The organism is Sporosarcina sp. FSL K6-3457, from assembly GCF_038007285.1.
Lineage (GTDB): Bacteria > Bacillota > Bacilli > Bacillales_A > Planococcaceae > Sporosarcina.
The window spans coordinates 2,106,720-2,126,827 of the sequence record NZ_JBBOWX010000001.1; the positions used below are offsets into that span (position 1 = coordinate 2,106,720).

Annotated in this window: 19 protein-coding genes and 1 pseudogene; 19 read left to right on the forward strand and 1 reads right to left on the reverse strand. The window is 38.7% G+C overall.

Annotated elements, in window-relative coordinates:
- Positions 1-151: 151 nt before the first annotated feature.
- Complete coding sequence (locus N1I80_RS09945) at positions 152-1,195, reverse strand: helix-turn-helix transcriptional regulator (RefSeq protein ID WP_340737723.1); 1,044 nt, start codon at positions 1,193-1,195, stop codon at positions 152-154.
- Between the two features lie 226 nt (positions 1,196-1,421).
- Here N1I80_RS09945 and N1I80_RS09950 point away from each other — a divergent pair, with 226 nt between their 5' ends.
- The 19 genes and pseudogenes from N1I80_RS09950 to N1I80_RS10040 all read left to right on the forward strand — a co-directional run bounded on the left by N1I80_RS09950 (position 1,422) and on the right by N1I80_RS10040 (position 20,034).
- A complete protein-coding gene (locus tag N1I80_RS09950) occupies positions 1,422-2,108 on the forward strand; it encodes a class I SAM-dependent methyltransferase (RefSeq protein WP_340737724.1) in 687 nt (228 codons plus the stop codon).
- A 14-nt stretch (positions 2,109-2,122) separates the two neighbouring features.
- Entirely contained in the window at positions 2,123-3,169 is a 1,047-nt protein-coding gene (locus tag N1I80_RS09955; protein ID WP_340737725.1) for a saccharopine dehydrogenase NADP-binding domain-containing protein, read from the forward strand.
- Positions 3,170-3,816: 647 nt separating this feature from the next.
- Positions 3,817-5,313 (forward strand): glucose-6-phosphate dehydrogenase, encoded by a 1,497-nt coding sequence (zwf, locus tag N1I80_RS09960; RefSeq protein ID WP_340737726.1) that lies wholly within the window; start codon positions 3,817-3,819, stop codon positions 5,311-5,313.
- Positions 5,314-5,432: 119 nt separating this feature from the next.
- Positions 5,433-6,488 carry a lactonase family protein gene (locus tag N1I80_RS09965; protein ID WP_340737727.1) on the forward strand — a complete coding sequence of 352 codons (1,056 nt, stop codon included), beginning with the start codon at positions 5,433-5,435 and terminating at the stop codon, positions 6,486-6,488.
- Positions 6,489-7,275: 787 nt separating this feature from the next.
- The gene (gene nikR, locus N1I80_RS09970) at positions 7,276-7,695 is read left to right on the forward strand and encodes a nickel-responsive transcriptional regulator NikR (protein ID WP_340737728.1); all 420 of its coding nucleotides are present in this window, start codon (positions 7,276-7,278) and stop codon (positions 7,693-7,695) included.
- 117 nt (positions 7,696-7,812) lie between these two features.
- Positions 7,813-9,417: an ABC transporter substrate-binding protein gene (locus N1I80_RS09975; protein ID WP_340737729.1), complete on the forward strand. Its 1,605-nt coding sequence runs from the start codon at positions 7,813-7,815 to the stop codon at positions 9,415-9,417.
- The gene (locus tag N1I80_RS09980; RefSeq protein ID WP_340740016.1) at positions 9,392-10,420 is read left to right on the forward strand and encodes an ABC transporter permease; all 1,029 of its coding nucleotides are present in this window, start codon (positions 9,392-9,394) and stop codon (positions 10,418-10,420) included. Before N1I80_RS09975 ends, N1I80_RS09980 begins: the two co-directional genes overlap by 26 nt.
- Positions 10,417-11,274, forward strand: coding sequence for an ABC transporter permease (locus N1I80_RS09985; protein WP_340737730.1), 858 nt, complete (start codon positions 10,417-10,419; stop codon positions 11,272-11,274). Before N1I80_RS09980 ends, N1I80_RS09985 begins: the two co-directional genes overlap by 4 nt.
- 64 nt (positions 11,275-11,338) lie before the next feature.
- Positions 11,339-12,262 (forward strand): ABC transporter ATP-binding protein, encoded by a 924-nt coding sequence (locus tag N1I80_RS09990; protein ID WP_340737731.1) that lies wholly within the window; start codon positions 11,339-11,341, stop codon positions 12,260-12,262.
- Positions 12,252-12,863 (forward strand): ABC transporter ATP-binding protein, encoded by a 612-nt coding sequence (locus N1I80_RS09995; protein ID WP_340737732.1) that lies wholly within the window; start codon positions 12,252-12,254, stop codon positions 12,861-12,863. The genes N1I80_RS09990 and N1I80_RS09995 overlap by 11 nt, the downstream gene beginning before the upstream one ends.
- 999 nt (positions 12,864-13,862) lie before the next feature.
- The gene (locus N1I80_RS10000; protein WP_340737733.1) at positions 13,863-14,378 is read left to right on the forward strand and encodes a sigma-70 family RNA polymerase sigma factor; all 516 of its coding nucleotides are present in this window, start codon (positions 13,863-13,865) and stop codon (positions 14,376-14,378) included.
- Positions 14,378-14,815: an anti-sigma factor family protein gene (locus N1I80_RS10005; protein ID WP_340737734.1), complete on the forward strand. Its 438-nt coding sequence runs from the start codon at positions 14,378-14,380 to the stop codon at positions 14,813-14,815. The genes N1I80_RS10000 and N1I80_RS10005 overlap by 1 nt, the downstream gene beginning before the upstream one ends.
- Positions 14,816-14,817: 2 nt before the next feature.
- Positions 14,818-15,909, forward strand: a complete 1,092-nt coding sequence (locus N1I80_RS10010) for a hypothetical protein (protein ID WP_340740017.1) — start codon at positions 14,818-14,820, stop codon at positions 15,907-15,909.
- On the forward strand, positions 15,902-16,828 hold the full coding sequence (locus N1I80_RS10015; RefSeq protein ID WP_340737735.1) for a hypothetical protein: 927 nt from the start codon (positions 15,902-15,904) through the stop codon (positions 16,826-16,828). The genes N1I80_RS10010 and N1I80_RS10015 overlap by 8 nt, the downstream gene beginning before the upstream one ends.
- A 408-nt stretch (positions 16,829-17,236) precedes the next feature.
- Complete coding sequence (locus N1I80_RS10020; protein WP_340737736.1) at positions 17,237-17,848, forward strand: DUF6444 domain-containing protein; 612 nt, start codon at positions 17,237-17,239, stop codon at positions 17,846-17,848.
- A pseudogene (locus N1I80_RS10025) lies at positions 17,778-18,434 on the forward strand (IS66 family transposase). The gene N1I80_RS10020 and the pseudogene N1I80_RS10025 overlap by 71 nt, the downstream one beginning before the upstream one ends.
- The gene (locus tag N1I80_RS10030; RefSeq protein ID WP_340737737.1) at positions 18,328-18,705 is read left to right on the forward strand and encodes an IS66 family transposase; all 378 of its coding nucleotides are present in this window, start codon (positions 18,328-18,330) and stop codon (positions 18,703-18,705) included. Before N1I80_RS10025 ends, N1I80_RS10030 begins: the two are co-directional and overlap by 107 nt.
- Before the next feature lie 377 nt (positions 18,706-19,082).
- The gene (locus N1I80_RS10035; protein ID WP_340737738.1) at positions 19,083-19,430 is read left to right on the forward strand and encodes a PadR family transcriptional regulator; all 348 of its coding nucleotides are present in this window, start codon (positions 19,083-19,085) and stop codon (positions 19,428-19,430) included.
- Entirely contained in the window at positions 19,423-20,034 is a 612-nt protein-coding gene (locus N1I80_RS10040; RefSeq protein ID WP_340737739.1) for a DUF2812 domain-containing protein, read from the forward strand. The genes N1I80_RS10035 and N1I80_RS10040 overlap by 8 nt, the downstream gene beginning before the upstream one ends.
- Positions 20,035-20,108 lie beyond the last annotated feature (74 nt).

Sequence of the window (20,108 nt, forward strand, 5' to 3'; positions counted from 1 at the left end):
GTAAGAAGTTTACTGTTTAGATTGATGGAAGCAAAGTAAATCGAGAACAGATGTTGGTGTTGAACTACTTTTTTATGAAAAAAATTAAATCTGGTAAATATGAATCCATTTTGATCAATCTTTTTTCAAAATGGATTCTTCTTGTTTCTCCTTAATATTCCACATGTAATTCATTATAAAAAGTGTTTATTTTTCCAATAAGTTCTCGTCGGCTATTTACACCTGTTTTGTTAAAAATCGATTTTAAATGATCTTGAACCGTATAACTAGATATATACAGTTTGTCCGCAATCATTTTGGTTGAGTTGCCTTTTAATAATTCTTCTACTAATTCATGCTCTCTTTTGGTTAAGTCAAAAAGCTCTACTAAGAGTCTATTCATTTCACGAGGACGGATACGTTCAATGAGTAAGGCAATTTGAGAGGAGGAAGTGAGTAAGGGACTTGCTGTAATTGACATAAATAACTGGTTGAAAGCATGTACAATAACTTTCGAATTGTTGGTTGAAAAGGATGATGTAACTTGAGAACAGATTGCACGAATAGGCCGTGGTAATTGATGATTTTCTATGTTTTCTTGTTGGCGTAGCCATTCCACTAAATGGATGCCCGTTTGATTCGTAGAAATAATTTCAAAATCCTGATTGAGAATAATAATCCCTGTTTCAACAGAAGCAGCATGTATCATTTTTGAAGTTTGGTAGGACTGATAAATGGAATCTTTTAAACCTTTTGCAATTGAAGGTATCGATCGCTTCATATATGCGATGTCTTCAAGGCTAAAGAATCCTTGTTCTTGCGTGCGAAATAACGTCAAAAAACCATAGCATCGCTCTTTATGTACTAAAACAGCACGTAACTCATCATGAAATTTTGCTGGTGAAAGGATTTTATGAAACCTCTTACTGCTAGATAATTCACCTTTCGTTCCTTCATATAACGTATTACAATAAGTTTTCTCATTTAGTAAACAGCTATATCGATTGATATCCTGTTCTATATATTCGTTTTCAAATAACTCAGGGTGTAATAACTCAATTCGTTCATCTGTTATTGCACCGGTTGATAATAGCGTATGCGGATCGACTGTCGTAAAACAAAATGCTTCGTAAGGGAGCGTTGTTTTTAATTTCCTTAAAATCTTTTTTCTAAACAGATAAGAATTGTTTGAGGAACGTACTTGTAGTGAATGCATACAAATTTCTCCTTTACGATACAGACAAATCCCAACTTCATGGGATACTTTGTTATCGTGATTTTTTATATGCTGTTATTGAAAGTGATTCTCATTTAATTATAAGTGAGAATGCTAGAAAGGGGAATAGTTATGCATAAAAGTAGCTGTTTTTCGCATAGATGAAGTACTTGTATAGACAATTCTCATTGATTGATAATAAGAAAATGAAGGAGGTAGGGAATAAATGGATTTACATTGGACAGATAAGAGTGTGATAACGTATGATCAAACGATTTCAAATAAGATTGCAGGGTATGCGCTTCTTTATGATTTAACGAGTTACTTGTTAGCGGTTGATTTTCAACAAGCAACGGTGAGGAAAGATATGCTAGTTATTGGTGCAGGGGGAGGGCAAGAATTAATAACATTTGCGCCAATTAACCCACTACTCCATTTTACAGCCATTGACTCTTCGGAGACTATGTTAAAAAGAGCACAACAGCGGGCAATGGAATACCAAAATCAAATTGATTATGCGATAGAAAGTTGGCAAGATTATCGGATAACAACAACTTATGATGCAGCAAGCTGTTTATTAGTGTTGCATTTTATTGAAGGCTATGAAGAAAAACGACAATTTCTAAAAAAGGTAGCAGATTCACTAGAATCAGGAGCTAAGTTTTATGTAGCGACTATGTATAAAGAAGATGAACCTTCAATGAGCAACCAATTAGCTGCATGGAAGGGATATATGTTACATCATCACATTTCAGAAGGCCATGCTACACAATTTGAGCAAACTTTTGATGGACACTATCATTTATTAAAAGAACAAGAACTGCTTGCGTTATTAACATCATGTGGCTTCACATCAATCAGTCGCTACTTCAATTCATTTTTATTAGCAGGTTACATCTGTATGAAACAATAGATAAGGAGATCCAAATGAAGAGAGATAAAATAGTTGTCATTGGTGGATATGGGCAAGTAGGCAGTATTATTTGTAAGCATTTAGATAGGGCTTTTCCAGGAAAGGTATATGCAGCCGGAAGAAATGCTGAAAAAGCACAGCAATTAGTGAAACAAAGTAACGGTTCCATTCAAGCGATGGTGCTAGATATAGACAACACTATTGTGTCGGCTCAGTTGGAGCAAGTGCAGCAAGTAATTGTCTGTGTCGAGCAAAAAAATACTGATTTTGTACAGCATTGCTTGCAACATGGAATAGACTATATTGATATTTCAGCTTCGTATTCTTTTTTACAGCAAATTGAAGCGTTACATGACCAAGCGAAACACTATAAAACTACAGCGGTAATAAGTGTAGGATTAGCCCCGGGTATTACCAACCTTTTGGCTAAATATATTCAATCAAAATTAGAAAGCGTTAGAGAGTTAACCATTTATATCATGCTAGGCTTAGGAGATCGACATGGCAAAGCTGCGATTAACTGGACATTACATGAGGCGTTACAATCTTTTGAGCGATATGAGGATAATCAAAAAGTAAGGGTGAATAGTTTTGTTGATAAGGGGCAAGTATATTTTGATGAAAACTATGGTGTCAAAACAGCCTATGATTTTAATTTTGCTGACCAACATGTACTTCGCCATACATTATCCATTCCACTCGTTAAAACGAGACTTTGTTTTGATTCGACCTTAGTAACGAAAGGTTTACATATCTTGAAGAAAACGGGGCTTATCCATTGCGTTCCTATTCAATTATTGACCTACTTATTTTCTACTATTCATGTAGGGAAACCTACATTTATGGTAAAGGTGATTGGTAAAGGTAATAATAATCAAGTAGAAGAAACGATGGTTCAGGGAACGGAAGAAGCAATGATTACAGCTATTATGGCGTGCCATATATCACAAAGTCTTTATGACGGAAAAGTACCTTTTGGTGTATATCATAGCGAGCAACTTTTTTCCTGGGAGGAGATCTATCCGATAGTAAAATCGAGAATTGAATGGAAAGGTAACTAAAGGTAAACAAATGCAAGAGAGATAATTTGGTTCCTTTCTCACGCAACCATACAATTGCTTACGTTTAACATGTAATTGTAGAGTTACTTATAGTCGATACACGAATTGGGAAGACGCGACGCTATCAGTTACGGTGGGATGAGGCTTGGTGGTGGAGGGGGGACGTATTATAGATTAAAAAAGATTGATTATTTTAAATAAAATTCGATAATTTATAATAAAATTTGATAAAAAACAATCTCTTCAGGTATCATATCTGTAAGAGATTGTTTTTTATTTTTCAGAATACGAGGAGGGAGATGGTTGGAGAGGCGTTTTTGAGTATAAATATAAAGAGGATGTGTATGATAAACTTGAAGAAGTTTGCTCTAGAATTTATAAAATCGAACTATTACTATTAAGGTAGATGATTCTGATGAGCAAGTGAACTTTAACAAGTCTTGTAGAAGTCATCGAAGTTAATTTAGGTAGTAACACTTCTTCGTACTAATAGCTCATGTTTAGCAAAACCATTTGGAGAGATACACATTGAAATTATAGAAAAGTCGTTAATTGAGTCGGTATTAACAGAACTCTGATAACGATTATTAAACAATATATCTTGCAACCCATAATGGAATACGTAAAATAGAAAGGTAAATAAAACTATGACATCAATCAATCAAAAATCAATTATAGTAATTTTTGGAGCAACCGGTGATTTAGCAAACCGGAAGCTTTATCCCTCTATCTACAGGCTATTTCGTAAAGGAAAGTTATCAGAAAATTTTTCAGTGGTAGGAGTTGCTAGAAGGCCTTTAACAAATGAGGAGTTTCGAAATAATGTTAAGAAATCCATTCATCAGTATGAGCACGATGAAATTGAATATGATCAATTTGCCGAACATTTTCATTATATTCCCTTTGATGTAACGGATTTAGCCCACTACCAGGAGTTAAATGATTTACTTTCCCAATTAGATGAAAAACATAGGACTGAAGGAAACAGAATTTTTTACTTGGCGATGGCTCCAGAATTCTTTGGAACAATTGCTGCCAATCTAAAGTCAGAAGGCCTTACTGATACGAGTGGATGGACACGTTTAGTAATTGAAAAACCTTTTGGTCATAATTTAGAATCGGCTCAAGTGTTAAACGACCAAATTCGACATTCATTCCGTGAGGAACAAATTTACCGAATTGACCATTACTTAGGAAAGGAAATGGTTCAAAATATTGAAGTCATTCGTTTTGCCAACGCAATATTTGAATCACTTTGGAATAATCAATTTATAGCTAATATACAAATAACCTCCAGCGAGACGTTGGGTGTTGAAGACCGTGGTAAGTATTACGAATCCTCTGGTGCATTGCGAGATATGTTTCAGAATCATATGCTACAAATGATGGCACTTATTGCTATGGAACCTCCAATTAAACTAACACCGGAAGAAATAAGAAGTGAGAAAGTAAAAGTTTTAAGAGCACTAAAGCCAATAACTGAGGACGATGTGAACAACTATTTCGTACGTGGGCAATATGATCGGGGCATCGTAGAAGAAAAGGCAGTAAATGCTTATCGAGAATCAAATGGTGTAGAACCAGAGTCTAACACAGAAACTTTTATCGCTGCTAAATTATTAATTAATAATTTTAGGTGGGCTGGTGTTCCTTTCTACATCCGTACAGGTAAACGGATGAGCACGAAATCAACCGAGATAGTCATCCAATTTAAAGACTTACCAATGAATTTGTACGATGACAAAGATAAGCAAATGCATCCAAACCTTTTGGTCATTCATATTCAGCCAGGCGAGGGAATTACGCTACATGTAAATGCAAAAAAAGAGGAACATGGGACAACACCTACTCCAATCATGTTAAATTATCAAAATATCGAAAATGATAAAATGAACACAACTGAAGCATATGAAGTCCTCCTTTACGATTGTATGTGTGGTGACTCAACGAACTTTACTCATTGGGATGAAGTGGCACTTTCCTGGAAGTATGTTGATATTATAGCGAAAGCATGGGAAAGGAAGGCAGACAATTTCCCAAACTATCTATCTGGTTCCACGGGGCCAAAGGACTCTGAACGTCTGTTAAGTAGGGACGGTTTTCATTGGTGGAATGTGACTGAAAAAGGCTACACTGAGAGGTGACTGGAACTGCCCTTCAATAATATAATTAACTCCACCACTAAAGTTTGAGGGAGTTAATTATATTAAAGAAGTTTAAAATGGACTAGGTTTTTCCTATTAAAAATTAGAGGAGTTTTAAAATGTCAAAAGTTATTGGATATGTTGGTACTTATACAAAAAAGGATAGCAAAGGAGTCTATCAGTTTACACTTGATACGGAGAAAAAGGAGATTTCGAACGTTAAACTAGCTGCCGAATTGAGCAACCCTACATATATTACGGTGAGTGATGACAATAAAAATTTATATGCTGTATCAAAAGATGGAGAAAATGGAGGAGTTACGGCCTTTTCGATAAATAGTGAAACAGGTGAGCTTACAAAGCTAAATAGTCAAACTTCTGCAGGCGCACCTCCTTGCCATGTGAGTGTCAATCAATCTAACAATAATGTTTTAACTGCTAATTATCATACAACGAAAATTTCATCTTATTTAACAAATGAAGATGGATCACTAAATCCAGCAACTTCTGTGATTGAGCATGAAGGCTCTGGTCCGCATGATAGACAGGAAAAACCCCATATGCATTTTGCAGGCTTTACTCCAGATGAAAAGTACGCTATAGCGATTGATTTGGGGAGTGATTGTGTTATAACTTATAATATAAATGAAGGACAATTAAAGATCGCACAAGTGTATAAAACAAGACCCGGAAGTGGCCCAAGACATATTACATTTCATCCAAATAAAAAATTCGCATATATCATGACTGAGCTTAGCTCAGAAGTCGTCGCTCTTCATTATGATGAAAAAGACGGAAGTTTTTCAAAGCAGCAATCCATTTCAACTATTCCAGAGGATTTTGAGGAGACAAACGATGGAAGTGCGATCCATATTACCTCTGATGGGCAATATGTGTATGCTGGAAATCGTGGACATAACAGCATTTCCCTATTTAAGGTGGATCAAGATACTGGAGAACTAACCTTTAAAGAACGGACATCAACAGAAGGCAATTGGCCGCGTGACTTTGTTCTAGATCCTTCCGAAGAATTTTTAGTCGCTACCAATGAAAGATCAAATACAATGACCTTGTTCAGCAGGGACAAATCTACAGGGAAACTTGCTTTCGTCCAATCTGGTGTAAAAGTCCCGGAACCTGTTTGTGTTAAGTTTCTGAATGAATCTTTATTATAATATTGGATATCTTTATACAAATATTTTAATGTCAAAAACCTCCGGAAACGTTATCAGCATTAGTGAAGGCAACGAGTTTGGAAGAGGTTCCTTGAACAGTATGAAAAAATACGGGATCGACAGCAAATGTAAATGGTTGTCGATCTCGTATTTTATGCTATGCGTGGGAGTCGGCGATAAGAAATGCCCGGATGACTTCTACTTTCAATAGACGATGTGGCGCAGTATCGAAGCCACTTGCAAAATACATCCTATTTTTTATTGATTCTTCGTGTAAGTAACCTTATAATCTATAGTTGGATGGTTTCATTGGCGTTGATTTGGAAAAAGACTTAAAAATTTATTTTTAAGTTAAATTAGTTATGATGAAAAAATCCTTTCATTTTTGTTCTGTAGTATTTGGAAACTCACCGTTTTTCCCTGCAAACAAGTTTCAAGTTAACCCCTGTATGGTTTCGAAAGATCTTCTACCCCTTCATTATCATTCAGCAAGACATGTGAAAAGTGTTTATCAGGTCTATTACTCTGCAGATAGGTGTTACGATTCTTTAGAAAAGTAGCACGATATTGAAATTTGTATACTGGGCGCCGAAATGGATTGGTAGATATGTCAGTCAGGATTTAGTAGCAAATAAATTTGGGGCGATTTCTCGAAAAGATTTGAAATTAGTTATTTCAGAAGTGAACTAAGCTTCTGATTTGTCATTCGTCACGCATAATCGTGCTACGATATTACATAAACGTGTTACCGAGTTGGAAGTATTAATAAAATTAAGGGGGTTGAAGTATGCAGGATTCAACGTTAAAGAGATTTGGCATCTCAATGGAAGGTAGTTTACTTAGGAAATTTGATGATTTGGTTCAACAAAAGGGGTATGAAAATCGCTCGGAAGCGGTTCGAGATCTTATTCGGGAGGCAATTATTCAGCAATCATGGGAAGGTGGAGAACAGATTATTGCAGGAAGTATTCTTTTGTTTTATGACCATCATCAACGCAATTTACTTGAAGAGATGACAAGGATTCAACATAGTGTGCACGATGTTATTCTTGCGACAACACACTTCCATTTGAATCATGATAGCTGTCTTGAACTGATTGTTGTGAAAGGAAAAGCAAAAGAAATTCAGGAACTAAGCCATAAACTGACGAGTTTGAAAGGCGTGTCATATGGAAATTTTACAGTAGCGCCCGTGGAACAAATTTAACTTGATTCAGTAGAAGTCCCTTACTTCTATAGGGGAGAAATTTAGTTTCGTTTTCCCTAGTAGCGGGATGAATGCTAGATATACCTTAAATAATATGAGTAGAAGGAGTATACAAAGATGACAAAAAAATTATTCGCTCTTATTGTAATGACTGCTATATCTATGTCGCTTATGTTAGCGGGCTGTGCATCATCTAAATCGGATAAGCAAAATGAAGAGAGACCGAAGGACGAGCTAGTGCTGGCATTTAATTCTGAGCCGGAAACTGGATTTGACCCAACAATTGGTTGGGGACGTTATGGTTCGCCACTATTCCAAAGTACATTGTTAAAAAGAGATGACAAATTGAACATTGTCAACGATCTTGCGACAAATTATGAAGTAGATGAAGATGGCAAGGTTTGGACTGTTCACTTACGTGATGATGTGAAGTTTTCAGATGGTACTCCATTAACAGCGAAAGATGTAGTATTTACATTTGAAACAGCAGCCAACAGTGGGTCGGTGGTCGATTTAAATGTATTGGAGAAAGTCGAAGCGGTTAATGACATGACAGTAAAATTCATATTAAAAGAAGTACAATCAACATTTGTCAACAATCTAGTGGCTACGGGAATTGTCCCACAACATGCATATAGTGAAGAGTATGCTGAAAATCCTATCGGTTCAGGTCCCTATCAGCTTGTGCAGTGGGACAAGGGACAGCAGATGATTGTGAAGTCGAATCCGCAATACTATGGGCAAAAGCCGAATTTTAATAAAGTGACTTTTGTATTTTTAAATGAGGACGCAGCATTTGCGGCAGCTCAAGCGGGCACAGTCGATCTTGCATATATCCCGGCTGCATTTAGTAATAAGAAAGTATCAGGTATGAAACTTGAAGCCGTTAAAACTGTGGATAATCGTGGAATCGTGTTTCCTTACGTAAAGTCAGGCAATTTTACTGAAGATGGATTACCAATTGGTAATGATGTAACGTCTGATCCAGCCATCCGTCACGCCATTGATATTGCAGTTGATCGAAAAGCGCTAATTGAAGGTGTGTTGGAGGGATACGGAGCACCTGCCTACACATCTGTTGATGGGCTTCCTTGGTGGAATCCAGATACAGTCATTGAAGATGGTGACGTAGACGGAGCGCGTAAAGTATTGGAGGAAGCAGGTTGGAAAGATTCAGATGGTGATGGAATACTGGATAAGGGCTCTTTGAAAGCTGAATTCAGCCTGTACTACTCAGCAAATGATACGATCAGACAATCTCTTGCCATTACAGTTGCAGATATGATGAAACCACTCGGCATTAACATTAAAATAGAGGGTGGAAGTTGGGATGTCATTGGTAAGAAAATGTATTCTGAGGCTGTACTGATGGGCTGGGGAAGTCATGATCCATATGAACTATACAACATCTATGGTAGTGATAATGCTGGGGTTGAGTACTATAATACCGGCTACTATAAAAATGACACAGTAGATGAATACTTTAAGAAGGCCCTTCATGCGAAAAGTGAAGCGGAAGCACTTGAATTTTGGAAAAAGGCACAATGGGATGGCACAACTGGTTTAAGTGGAAAAGGAGACGCGGCATGGACGTGGCTAGTGAATATCGACCATTTGTATTTAGTAAAAGATGGTCTTGATATCGGAGAGCAAAGAATCCATGTACATGGGCATGGTTGGCCAGCTACAGATAATATTGTCGATTGGAAATGGAGTAAATAATGTGCGTAAAAATATCAGTGTAAAGATAGGGACCTTTCTATTGCTGAAGGGTTTAAGAATGCTGACATTATTGTTTGCGATTTGCTTAATCTCATTTTTATTGATCAAGAACTCCCCGATTGATCCGATTCAAGCTTATGTTGGCGCTGATATGTTAAAGGTAAGTCCTGAACAGAGAGAGAAGATTGCTGCGTATTGGGGGCTCGATCAACCCGTTATGGTGCAGTTTTTTAGTTGGCTTTCTGCTTTACTTGCGGGTGATTTAGGGACTTCTATGATTTTCCGCCGTCCGGTGTCCGACATCATCGGGGAACGCTTCCTAAACTCGCTTGTCCTGATGCTAACGGCATGGGGATTGTCGGGAGTTATCGGTTTTGTCATGGGTGTTGTATCAGCCATGAAAAAGGATACTTGGGTCGATCGAGTTATAAAATGGTATTGTTATACACTAGCATCAACACCAACTTTTTGGATGGGCCTTCTGATGCTGATTGTTTTTGCAGTGTGGCTCGGATGGTTCCCGATTGGATTGGGCGTTCCAGCGGGGGTACTTGCGGAAGATGTCACATTAGCAGATCGAATACAGCATCTTATCCTCCCTGCCATGACACTTAGTATTTTGGGTGTTGCGAATGTAGCTCTACATACGCGACAGAAGCTAATAGATGTCCTTGCGAGTGATTATGTGCTGTTTGCAAGAGCGAGAGGCGAGCGTGGCTTTCTCTTGTTTTGGAGACATGGCTTGCGTAATGTTGCTTTACCTGCAATCACCTTACAATTTGCGGCTTTCAGCGAATTGTTTGGTGGAGCGGTGCTTGCTGAGCAGGTCTTTTCCTACCCGGGTCTAGGACAAGCGACAGTAGAGGCTGGTTTAAGGGGAGACGTTCCTCTTCTATTAGGATTAGTTCTTTTTAGTACAATTTTTGTTTTTGCAGGAAATTTAATTGCCGATATGATTTACTATGTGGTAGATCCGAGGACGAGGGAGGATCGAACACTATGAATCCAAACCTCCAAGTAAAGAAGAAACAGTTTTCAATGAATCGAAGACAGAAAACGCTCGTTACGATTATTGTTGCAACAGTGATTTTGCTAAGTGTTGTCATAGCAGGTGCATTGCTCGATCCAGAAAGAATTACTACGAATCTTACTGAACGAAATGTAGCACCTTCTCTAGTGCACCTTTTTGGTACGGATTGGCTAGGGAGGGATATGTTTACTCGAACAATTATGGGACTTTCCTTAAGTATGGCTGTGGGCTTGATTGGAGCAATTGGCAGTACGTCCATTGCTCTTATCCTTGGTATGGCGTCCGCAACAATGGGGAAAATGGCCGATCGTCTAATTTCATGGCTGATCGACCTTTTTCTTAGTGTGCCACATCTTGTCACATTGATTTTGATTGCTTTTACGTTGGGTGGAGGATTTAAAGGCATTGTGATAGGACTGATGCTCACGCATTGGCCAAGTCTTGCTCGGCTTATTAGAGCAGAAGTCATGCAAATTCGTTCAGCTGAATACGTTCAGATTTCTCAGCAGATGGGGAAATCCCGTTGGTGGATTGCTGTCCATCATATTTTTCCGCATTTGATACCACAATTATTAATCGGTTTCATGTTGATGTTTCCTCATGTCATCTTACACGAAGCGGCAGTTACATTTTTAGGATTAGGATTATCACCTCATGAGCCAGCTATTGGTATTATTTTATCAGAATCCATGAAGTATTTGTCTTCGGGTATGTGGTGGCTCGCCTTTTTCCCAGGGCTTTGCTTACTCATTATCGTACGGACATTTGAGACGATTGGAGAAAGCCTTCGTTTGCTTATTGACCCTACTAAAGCCAATGAGAAGTGAGCTGTAAAGAGGGCAGGATGACACAACGCCAGTCGTCCTATTCGTTTGGTAAGGAGGGGAACCCATGTCGATTCTTGAAGTAGAAAATTTATCGATATCATTTAACCAATATACAGGTGGCTTGAAACAGAAAAATGTCAATGTCATTTCAAGTCTGAATGTCACGCTTGAAGAAGGTGAAATACTGGCAGTTGTCGGAGCTAGTGGTTCTGGGAAGAGCTTGCTCGCTCACGCCATTCTTGGGATACTACCAAGTAATGCAAATATTAGTGGGACGATTAGCTATGCCGGAGAAGTTCTGACGGCTACACAGCAAGCTTCATTACGCGGAACAGAAATTGCACTTATTCCACAATCGGTAAATTATTTAGATCCACTGATGCGTGTAGGGAATCAAGTTCGTACTTCAGCAAAAGTTGGAGATGCAGTTGCGGCGCAGCGCAAGGTTTTTGAACGACTTCACTTACAATCATCTGTTGAGAATATGTATCCATTTCAGCTTTCCGGAGGAATGGCACGGAGAACGCTTTTATCAACTGCAATTGTCAGTGGAGCAAAGGTAATTATTGCGGATGAGCCTACACCAGGACTCGATCCAGTTGTTATCAAGGAAGCGTTAGAAAATTTCAGGGAATTTGCAGACAATGGCTGCGCGGTTATGCTCATCACACATGATATTGAATCGGCTTTAACAATTGCCGATAAAATTGCCGTGTTTTATGCTGGTACGACCGTAGAGGTAGCCCCTGTCTCTGACTTTACAGGTGATGGTGAGGCATTACGACACCCGTATAGTAAAGCGTTATGGAGAGCCTTGCCACAAAATAATTTTATACCAATTCCAGGTTCGCAACCCCACCCAAGTGCTTTACCGTCCGGTTGCTTATTTGCCCCACGTTGTTCGATGGTAACCTCGGCGTGTGAACAAGCACAACCGGAGATGCGGAGCCTCCGGAGTGGGAAGGTGAGGTGTATCCATGCAACTTGAAGCAAGAAATATCGGATTTCGCTATGGTGATGGACCTTGGCTGTTTCAAGGTATTAATTTCATAGTGAAACCAGGAGAGATTGTTGGTCTCACGGCACCTAGTGGGCGTGGTAAAACAACATTGTGTCGGATTTTAGCGGGATTTGAAAAACCTCTGGAGGGGAGCATCACAGTCGATGGATCACCTGTGTCTGCAAGCGGATTTCACCCTGTACAATTGGTCTTTCAGCACCCAGAAAAAGCTGTCAATCCACGCTGGAAAATGGAAAAGGTATTAAACGAAGGAGGGAAGCCAGATCCTGAGCTGCTAGATTTATTAGGTATTGAGCAGGAATGGCTGACTCGTTGGCCTAACGAGCTATCTGGAGGAGAGTTGCAGCGCTTTTGTGTCGCTAGAGCATTGGGCTCCAAAACGCGCTTTTTAATTGCAGATGAAATGACAACAATGCTCGACGCAATCACGCAAGCCCAGATTTGGCATGCTGTACTTGCCATTGCCAAAAAGAGTGAAATGGGAATTATTGTAGTCAGCCATGAAGAAAAGCTGATGCAAAGACTGTGTCATCGGGTGATTGAGTTGAATAGTTTCAATACCTACTGAGGGCAAGAAGGAAGGGCGTATTGGATACGATCAATCCTTTGGGAAGTAGGTTAGCTTTCACGTCTGTCGATTAACCATTTACTTGCATAAATCGCAAGTAAATAAAGGCTTGAAAATCACTTTTTTCACTAAATCGTTTCCGGTTCGCTCTCGGCAAACTATTCACGACATCATTATCAAGGAGGAATTGTAGTTCATTCCTCCCCCGCGGAGGTTAATGTATCTAGAAATGACTTCCTCCTTTCTAGATACATTATTTTCGGTCATCTTGTTGTTAATAGTTGCCTGTCGCATACCTACACTATTTAAGTGAAAAATGCAGTTGTTTGGAAAGAAAAGAATAGATGACTTTCTATAGAGGCTGTAAGTGCCCGAAGATGAAATTTCGGGCACGCTTGCACGTTGTACAAGGTATTCTCACTTTACTATTAGCAAGTTTTATCAGAAAGTGACACTACCTAAAATAACAGTGGAAAAGACCATGGTAAAAGCTTCTATCCAACTACTCTCGACGCTTCGCCTTTGTTCGCAAAGCCGTTCTTCGTGGCGGCCCTCTCCAGTTAAGAAGCCCTCTATTCCCTCATCCCCAAAAGCATTAGCACTTTGTGTATCTGCGTTTTTGGAGAGTGACGGATGAACGACTACCATACGATTACCGAACAGAATGTATAGGGATGCGACGAAGTCGTATCCCTATACATAAAATATCACGGCTATTGTATAGAAGTCGTTCAATCCAGAGCGAGACAAAAGAAAATTTTACACAGAGTACCTAGTGATTGATTAAGTTGTTTTTTGGTTAATTAACAGGCGTGGTTAGCTTTTTAGTTATTCCTACACCAATTGGTCGATTATTTAACGAGTCAGACTCTTTAGTCTGGCTCTATTTAAATTTCTTTGAAAAAATGTGTAGGGTATAGTAGGAGTAGATTCGTCTAATAAGGTAGAGAGTGGGGAAGGGGGGAGGGCGCTATTCAGGATGAGATTTTAGTAGAAAAAGTGAGAGCAGGCGATGAGCAGGCATTTCGTTTCCTTATTGAAAGATATAAAAATGATTTGTTCAAGGCAGTGTATCCAATTCTCAGAAATGAGAAGGATGCGGAGGATGTAACACAAGAAGTATTTTTAAAAATCTATTATGCTCTCCCACAGTACAAATCCCAAGGTCTGAAGGCATGGATGACACGGATTGCGATTAATCATGCAATTGATTTGAAACGCAAGAAGCAACGTCAAAATGAAACTGTTCTTGAACCAGAAGTACTTTCAGCAATAGCTCAACCGGATTGTAATACCGTCGCTCTTCTCCTGCAAAAAGAACAGAGAGAGGTAGTGCGAAATCGATTAGATGAAATGCCACCTAATTATAGAGATGTTATTTATGCGTATTACATAACTGAAAAAAGTTATAAACAAATAGCGGATGAGCAGAAGGTTGGGGTTAAGACAATCGAAATGAAGTTGTATCGTGCAAGAAATTGGATGAAAAAACATTGGAAGGAGGAAGATTTTTGATGAGGCATTTCAGTCACGAAGAGTGGATTAATTATATAAACGGTAAGTTACCGGAAACAACTTGTGAAGAGCTAGAGGATCACCTATTTTCCTGTGACCAATGTTTAGAAATCTATATGAAAATGATAGATAGACAGGCAGAGGAGCTACCCCTAATCGATTATAGTAGCTTTACAGATGAAATTATGGCAGAACTTCCTCAAAAGAAGGTGCGAAAAAAAACATTTTACCAGCGAACGCTATTCCATTACGCAGTAGCGGCAGCGATTACATTAACACTTATGACAACCGGCTTCTTCCAAAGTATCACGGGGGTTGTTACTATCGTTGAAGCATCATCGCTATCAAAGCCAGAGCAAAGTGTATCGAATAGCCTTATGGAAAAGGCTTTGGCACTATTTGAAATGATTGATATAAAACAAAAGGAGGGTCAATAATGATGACTAAAAATCCACTACTTGCATTTTTCCTCACCTTTATTCCGGGTGTGGGACATTTCTACTTAAATCGAAAAGTTAGAGGGTTCCTTTATGGGGCTGGGGCCGTATTACCTTTCATATTGGGTTTTTTCCTGTATATTGGCTTTTATTCAGAAGAACCACTTATTCTTGGAGTTGTCATTGCAGTTATCGTAACGGCAATTAGTGTAATGGATATGCTACTTTACTTATTAAAAAATCAGAGAGTTACGATATCCACTGACGAAGCGCAGCAAGTACCAAGTCAAACTAAAACGGATGAAAATGAACGCTTTTATACAATTTTACTTTCCTTTATCCCAGGGCTAGGTCATTTTCAACTAGGTTTGATGAATAGGGGATTCACATTCCTTATCGGATTTTTTGGACTTGGAACGATGATCTTGTTTATTTCAGCTTTCACGAACCAAAGTGAATTTTTGGTGTTTTTAGGCATTCTCCCTGTGCTGTGGGTGTATAACATGTTTGACGCGATTCAACAAGTGAGCAAAAAGTTACGAGGAGAAGCATTAATAGATAAGACAATATTAGAGGATTTCGAAGAAACACGTCGTGAACAGGGGAGAAAAAGTAAGACTTTAGCTACGGTATTATCGATTTTCCCAGGTGCTGGACATATGTACTTAGGCTTGCAAAAACGTGGCTTACAGCTCATGGCAGCTTTTTTGTTGGGAATTTATATTTTAGATATATTAAGACTTTCACTGTTTCTATTTTTAATCCCAATCATATGGTTTTATAGCTTTTTTGATGCATTGCAAAAGGTTTCAATGCATGGGGAGGAGGAGCTAGAAGATACCCCTGTGATCTCGCATTTTGTGAATCACCAAAAATGGTTAGGGATTGGTTTATTGGCATTAGGACTTTATTATATGGTTGCAAATGTGATCATCCCTGCGTTAGCACCGGCATTAAAGACGAATCTAGGTATTGATATTGAATACTGGTATTATAACTATTTCCAAGTCACTGTGATCTGTATTTTATTAATTGGCGGAGGCCTGAAGCTACTGTTCGGAAGCAAAAGCCGAAAGGAGGGTCATGATGCGTAAATGGCGTGTAGGTACTGTATCAATGGGCTTATCTCTTGTGTTACTAGGGGTTTTCTTATTTTTAACTCAAATTAAGGGCGCGAAAATGTTTGAACCATTTCTTGTGTGGTGGCCGATTATCCTTATTGTATTAGGTATTGAAATTATCTTGTACCTCTTTTTATCAAAGCAAGAAAATCCTGTTGTAAAGTACGATTTTATAAGTATTTTATTTGTTGGGTTATTAGGCACTATTGGAATTGGCTTTACAGTTTTAACCTCGACTGGTCTATTGACTGAGCTTCAAACCTTAGTGGTCGCTGAGGATACTTCATTCAATCTGCCTTCAATTGAGGAGAAGCTACCAGACAATATTACAAGAATTGTCTTGGAAACGAGTGATCATGAAGTTGAAATAGAAGGTTCTGACGTCAATCAACTAGCTATATTTGGTACTTATAGAGCGCAGGTTAATCCGAAAAGCAAACCTCTGATTGTGGACAAGGATAATTATACGCTGACAAAAATAGTAGGAGACACCATGTATGTGACGATTAAAGCTACTCCCCGTCATTCGGGTCCTTTCTCGACCTATATGACAGTCGAGCCTACAATTATTGTGCCAAATAGTGTTCGCTTAGAGGTCAGAGGAAAGCGTAATACCGTTGCGCTGTATCCAGGTTCTCTTGCAAACCATTGGATTGTTGATGGACCAAGTTATGTTACTATGCATGTTGGAAAAAATAATGATGTATTACTTTCAGCTACTTCAAGAAATAATCTGCAAAATGGCAATGTGACATGGGATTCAATTGAAACAGCAAAACAAGGTGAAGACGACAAACTTAACAAAGGAACTTTAAAGATAGGAAATGGAACCTACCATCTTGATATATTGAATAGTGAGCTTGTTTCCGTGAATTTGGTAGAAGGAATTTAATATGAAAATAAGGTATCTCTAAAGTGGTTGCTGTTCCGTAATTGGTTGCTATTATTGTCGGTTACTTCACTATAAAATTGCATACTAAAAAATCGTCCTCAAGTGATTCATTTCTCCTGAAGACGATTTTTTTCTGGTAATAATTAAGTTAAATGTAACTACTTAGGTACATTAATTGTTTTAAAATTTTCTATTTGGGTATAAATCTAATAAACTTGCCTTTACCAGTAGACAGAGGGTGAACTAGGATATTTTATCAACACCGCTCGGCTCTTGGGGATGCCTCCCGCAATGAGCCAGACAGAAAACCGCTGTCAGTCTCATTACTTCGGCGACCCCAGTAGACGCCTTCGCTGGAAATCACATAAAAATCATAAGTTCACTGTATAGAGAAAGGAGAAAATTCCAATGAAATATACAGCCAAACAAATCGAAGAGATTAGTCATGGAGAACCCATTGAAATTGCATCATTTATCACGAATCTTCTCCTTTATATTGAAAAGTTGGAGGTCCAAATTGAACAACAGAAAACCCATATTGTTAAACTAGAAACACGCGTAAAAGAACTAGAACGACAAGTGGGGGTAACAAGTACTAACAGTAGTAAACCGCCATCTAGCGATGGTTTGCGCAAGCCTAAAAGTCTGCGGAAATCGGGAGGTAAGATAGGCGCCCCAAAGGGCCATGACGGGCATACCCTTCAACTAACTGACCAGCCAGATGAAATCAAATGGCATAAGGTCGAAGTCTGTTCACACTGTGAAAATTCTCTTGCAGATTTACCAGCAGAAGGGTATATCCGTCGCCAAGTATTTGATTTACCAATTCCCCATATAGTGGTGACAGAGCACCGGATTGAAAAAAAAGTGTTGCCCAAACTGTGGCACACGACAACATGCACCTTCCCCAGAAAATGTAAAATTTCCCGTTCAATATGGAGACAACTGGATTGCCTATTGCGCCTATCTACATACATACCACCATCTTCCCCTCGAACGCATCTGTCAGCTATTTCATGATACAACTAGTCATCGTCCTAGCGAGGCTACCCTTTTGCATCGTTTAGCTTCCATTTCAACTAAACTCGAACCCCATACTACATACATACGAGAAGAACTATTGAAAAGTAGCGTCATCCATGCGGACGAAACTGGGATGCGCGTTAAGAATAAAACGCGATGGCTACATACGGTTAGCCATTCTGATTGGACGCTTTATCATATCCATGAAAAACGAGGGAAAACAGCCATCGAGAATCATGGTGTCTTACCCAAGTATCGGTAGATTCTTGTCCACGACTGTCGGGCTTCCTACTTTACTACTGACTATTCATTTGATCATGCCCTGTGCGGGGTTCACCTTCTTCGCGAGTCCCAGGGAATCATCGACTATGACGGTCATCAATGGGCCGCAGATATGAAAGAACTTTTACAGGAAGCCTGTCACCACAAGAAAAAGTGGAGACTAGAGGATATACCGATAAAAGAAGCGGACGCTCTTGAATGGGAAAAACGCTACGACTGTATCCTTGAGCGCGGTGCAAAAGAATGGGCCACTGATCCCGTCCGATGTACCACCCAAACGGGGGAGAAAGAAAAAGAGTAAAGCTGCTAATCTAGCTGCCCGCTTCCTGCTCCATAAAACCACTATATTGCGGTTTATTTGGGATGTACGTGTGCCTTCCGACAACAATCAAGCACAACGTGATATTCGAATGATGAAGATTAAACAGAAAGTGTCGGGTTCTTTTCACACGCAAGAAGGGGCAGAACAATTTATCCAAATCCGTGGATTTATTTCCACACTTCGCAAACAAAATCGTGATATTCTTTCGTCACTCGTTTCTGTTGTTCATGGAGAATTCTCCTTCATATAGGATTTAAGTAGGTTGAACAACTGATTCCACCAAATCTCCAGCGAAGGCGCCTAACAGGGGTAGCCGAAGCGATAAGACAAAGGAGGGATGCAATCCAATCCCTCCCCGACAGTGATCTTCTGTCTGGCTTATCGCGGGAGGCATCCCCTAGCGCCAAGCGTTGTAGGGGATTTTCTTTATGCCAACACATACCTAAGTAGTTACAGTTAAATGTTTATTTGTATAATATTATTTTGGTAAATATAAAGTCCATTTTCTTTGGGTTCTTTGTAAAATTTGAAATGGACTTTTTTGTTGACTTATAAAGTTCGACTGTATATAGTTAAACTATACAGTTAGACTTTATAGTTTGCCAATGTATTGGAGTGATGAACGATATGGAGTTAAATAACTATTCACCCTTAACGGAAACAACGTATTATATTTTACTATCCTTACTTGAGCCTGCTCACGGTTATATTATGATGCAAAAAATCGAGGAATTAAGTAATCATAAAGTGAAAATTGCTGCAGGTACGATGTATGGGGCAATTGAAAACTTACTTAAACAGCAATTAATACAATCAACAAAGAGTACAGATAAACGTAGAAAAACATATGTCATCACAGAAAAAGGTATTGAAGTGCTACGACTAGACTGTGAACGAATGAAACATATCGTCCGTATTACTGAAAACTTGTTATCAACTATAGGACCAGGAACTGGAGGGAATGAAGATGTATAAGTTTAGATTCTTTATCAATTTTGAAAAAGAAGAGCAATGGCTAGAGCAAATGGCGTCTGACGGTTACCATTTAAAAAGCACTTTCATGGGTTATCAATTTCAACGGGGGAAGTCAGAAGCAGCAACTATAAAAATTGACTTTAGGAAATTTAGGAGAAAAGAGGATTTCATCGATTATTGTACTCTGTTTGAAGACAGTGGATGGAAGCATCTCACTGGTAGCAAAGTTTCGGGGATTCAACACTTTAAAAGAATAGATGATACCGCTGGAGACGACATTTTTTCTGATAACAATTCAAAAGCTACTAGATATAAAAGGTATGCGAATATGTTTTTTGAATTGGCGATTTGTTATTTGCCGCTGGTAGTAGTATTTTATTCAGCAGATCTCATTGATCCAAAGGTTCTTATTAATCCAAAAGAACTTTATTTTACACCTGGTTTATGGGATAGTACTGGAATATCTTTTTGGTTTTCTTTTCTATTTGAAACACCTTTCGCATTAGTAAGAGGGTTCACTTGGTTATTTATTCCACTAACAATTATTTTGTGTTTATTCTTTGGTTATAAATCGAACAAATTGTATTTGCAAAGTAATAAATAATGGCAGGTTTGGGAGAGATTCCATTTCGTCACAATAACGTAATTATCATTTTACAGTTGTTCATGACAATAAAA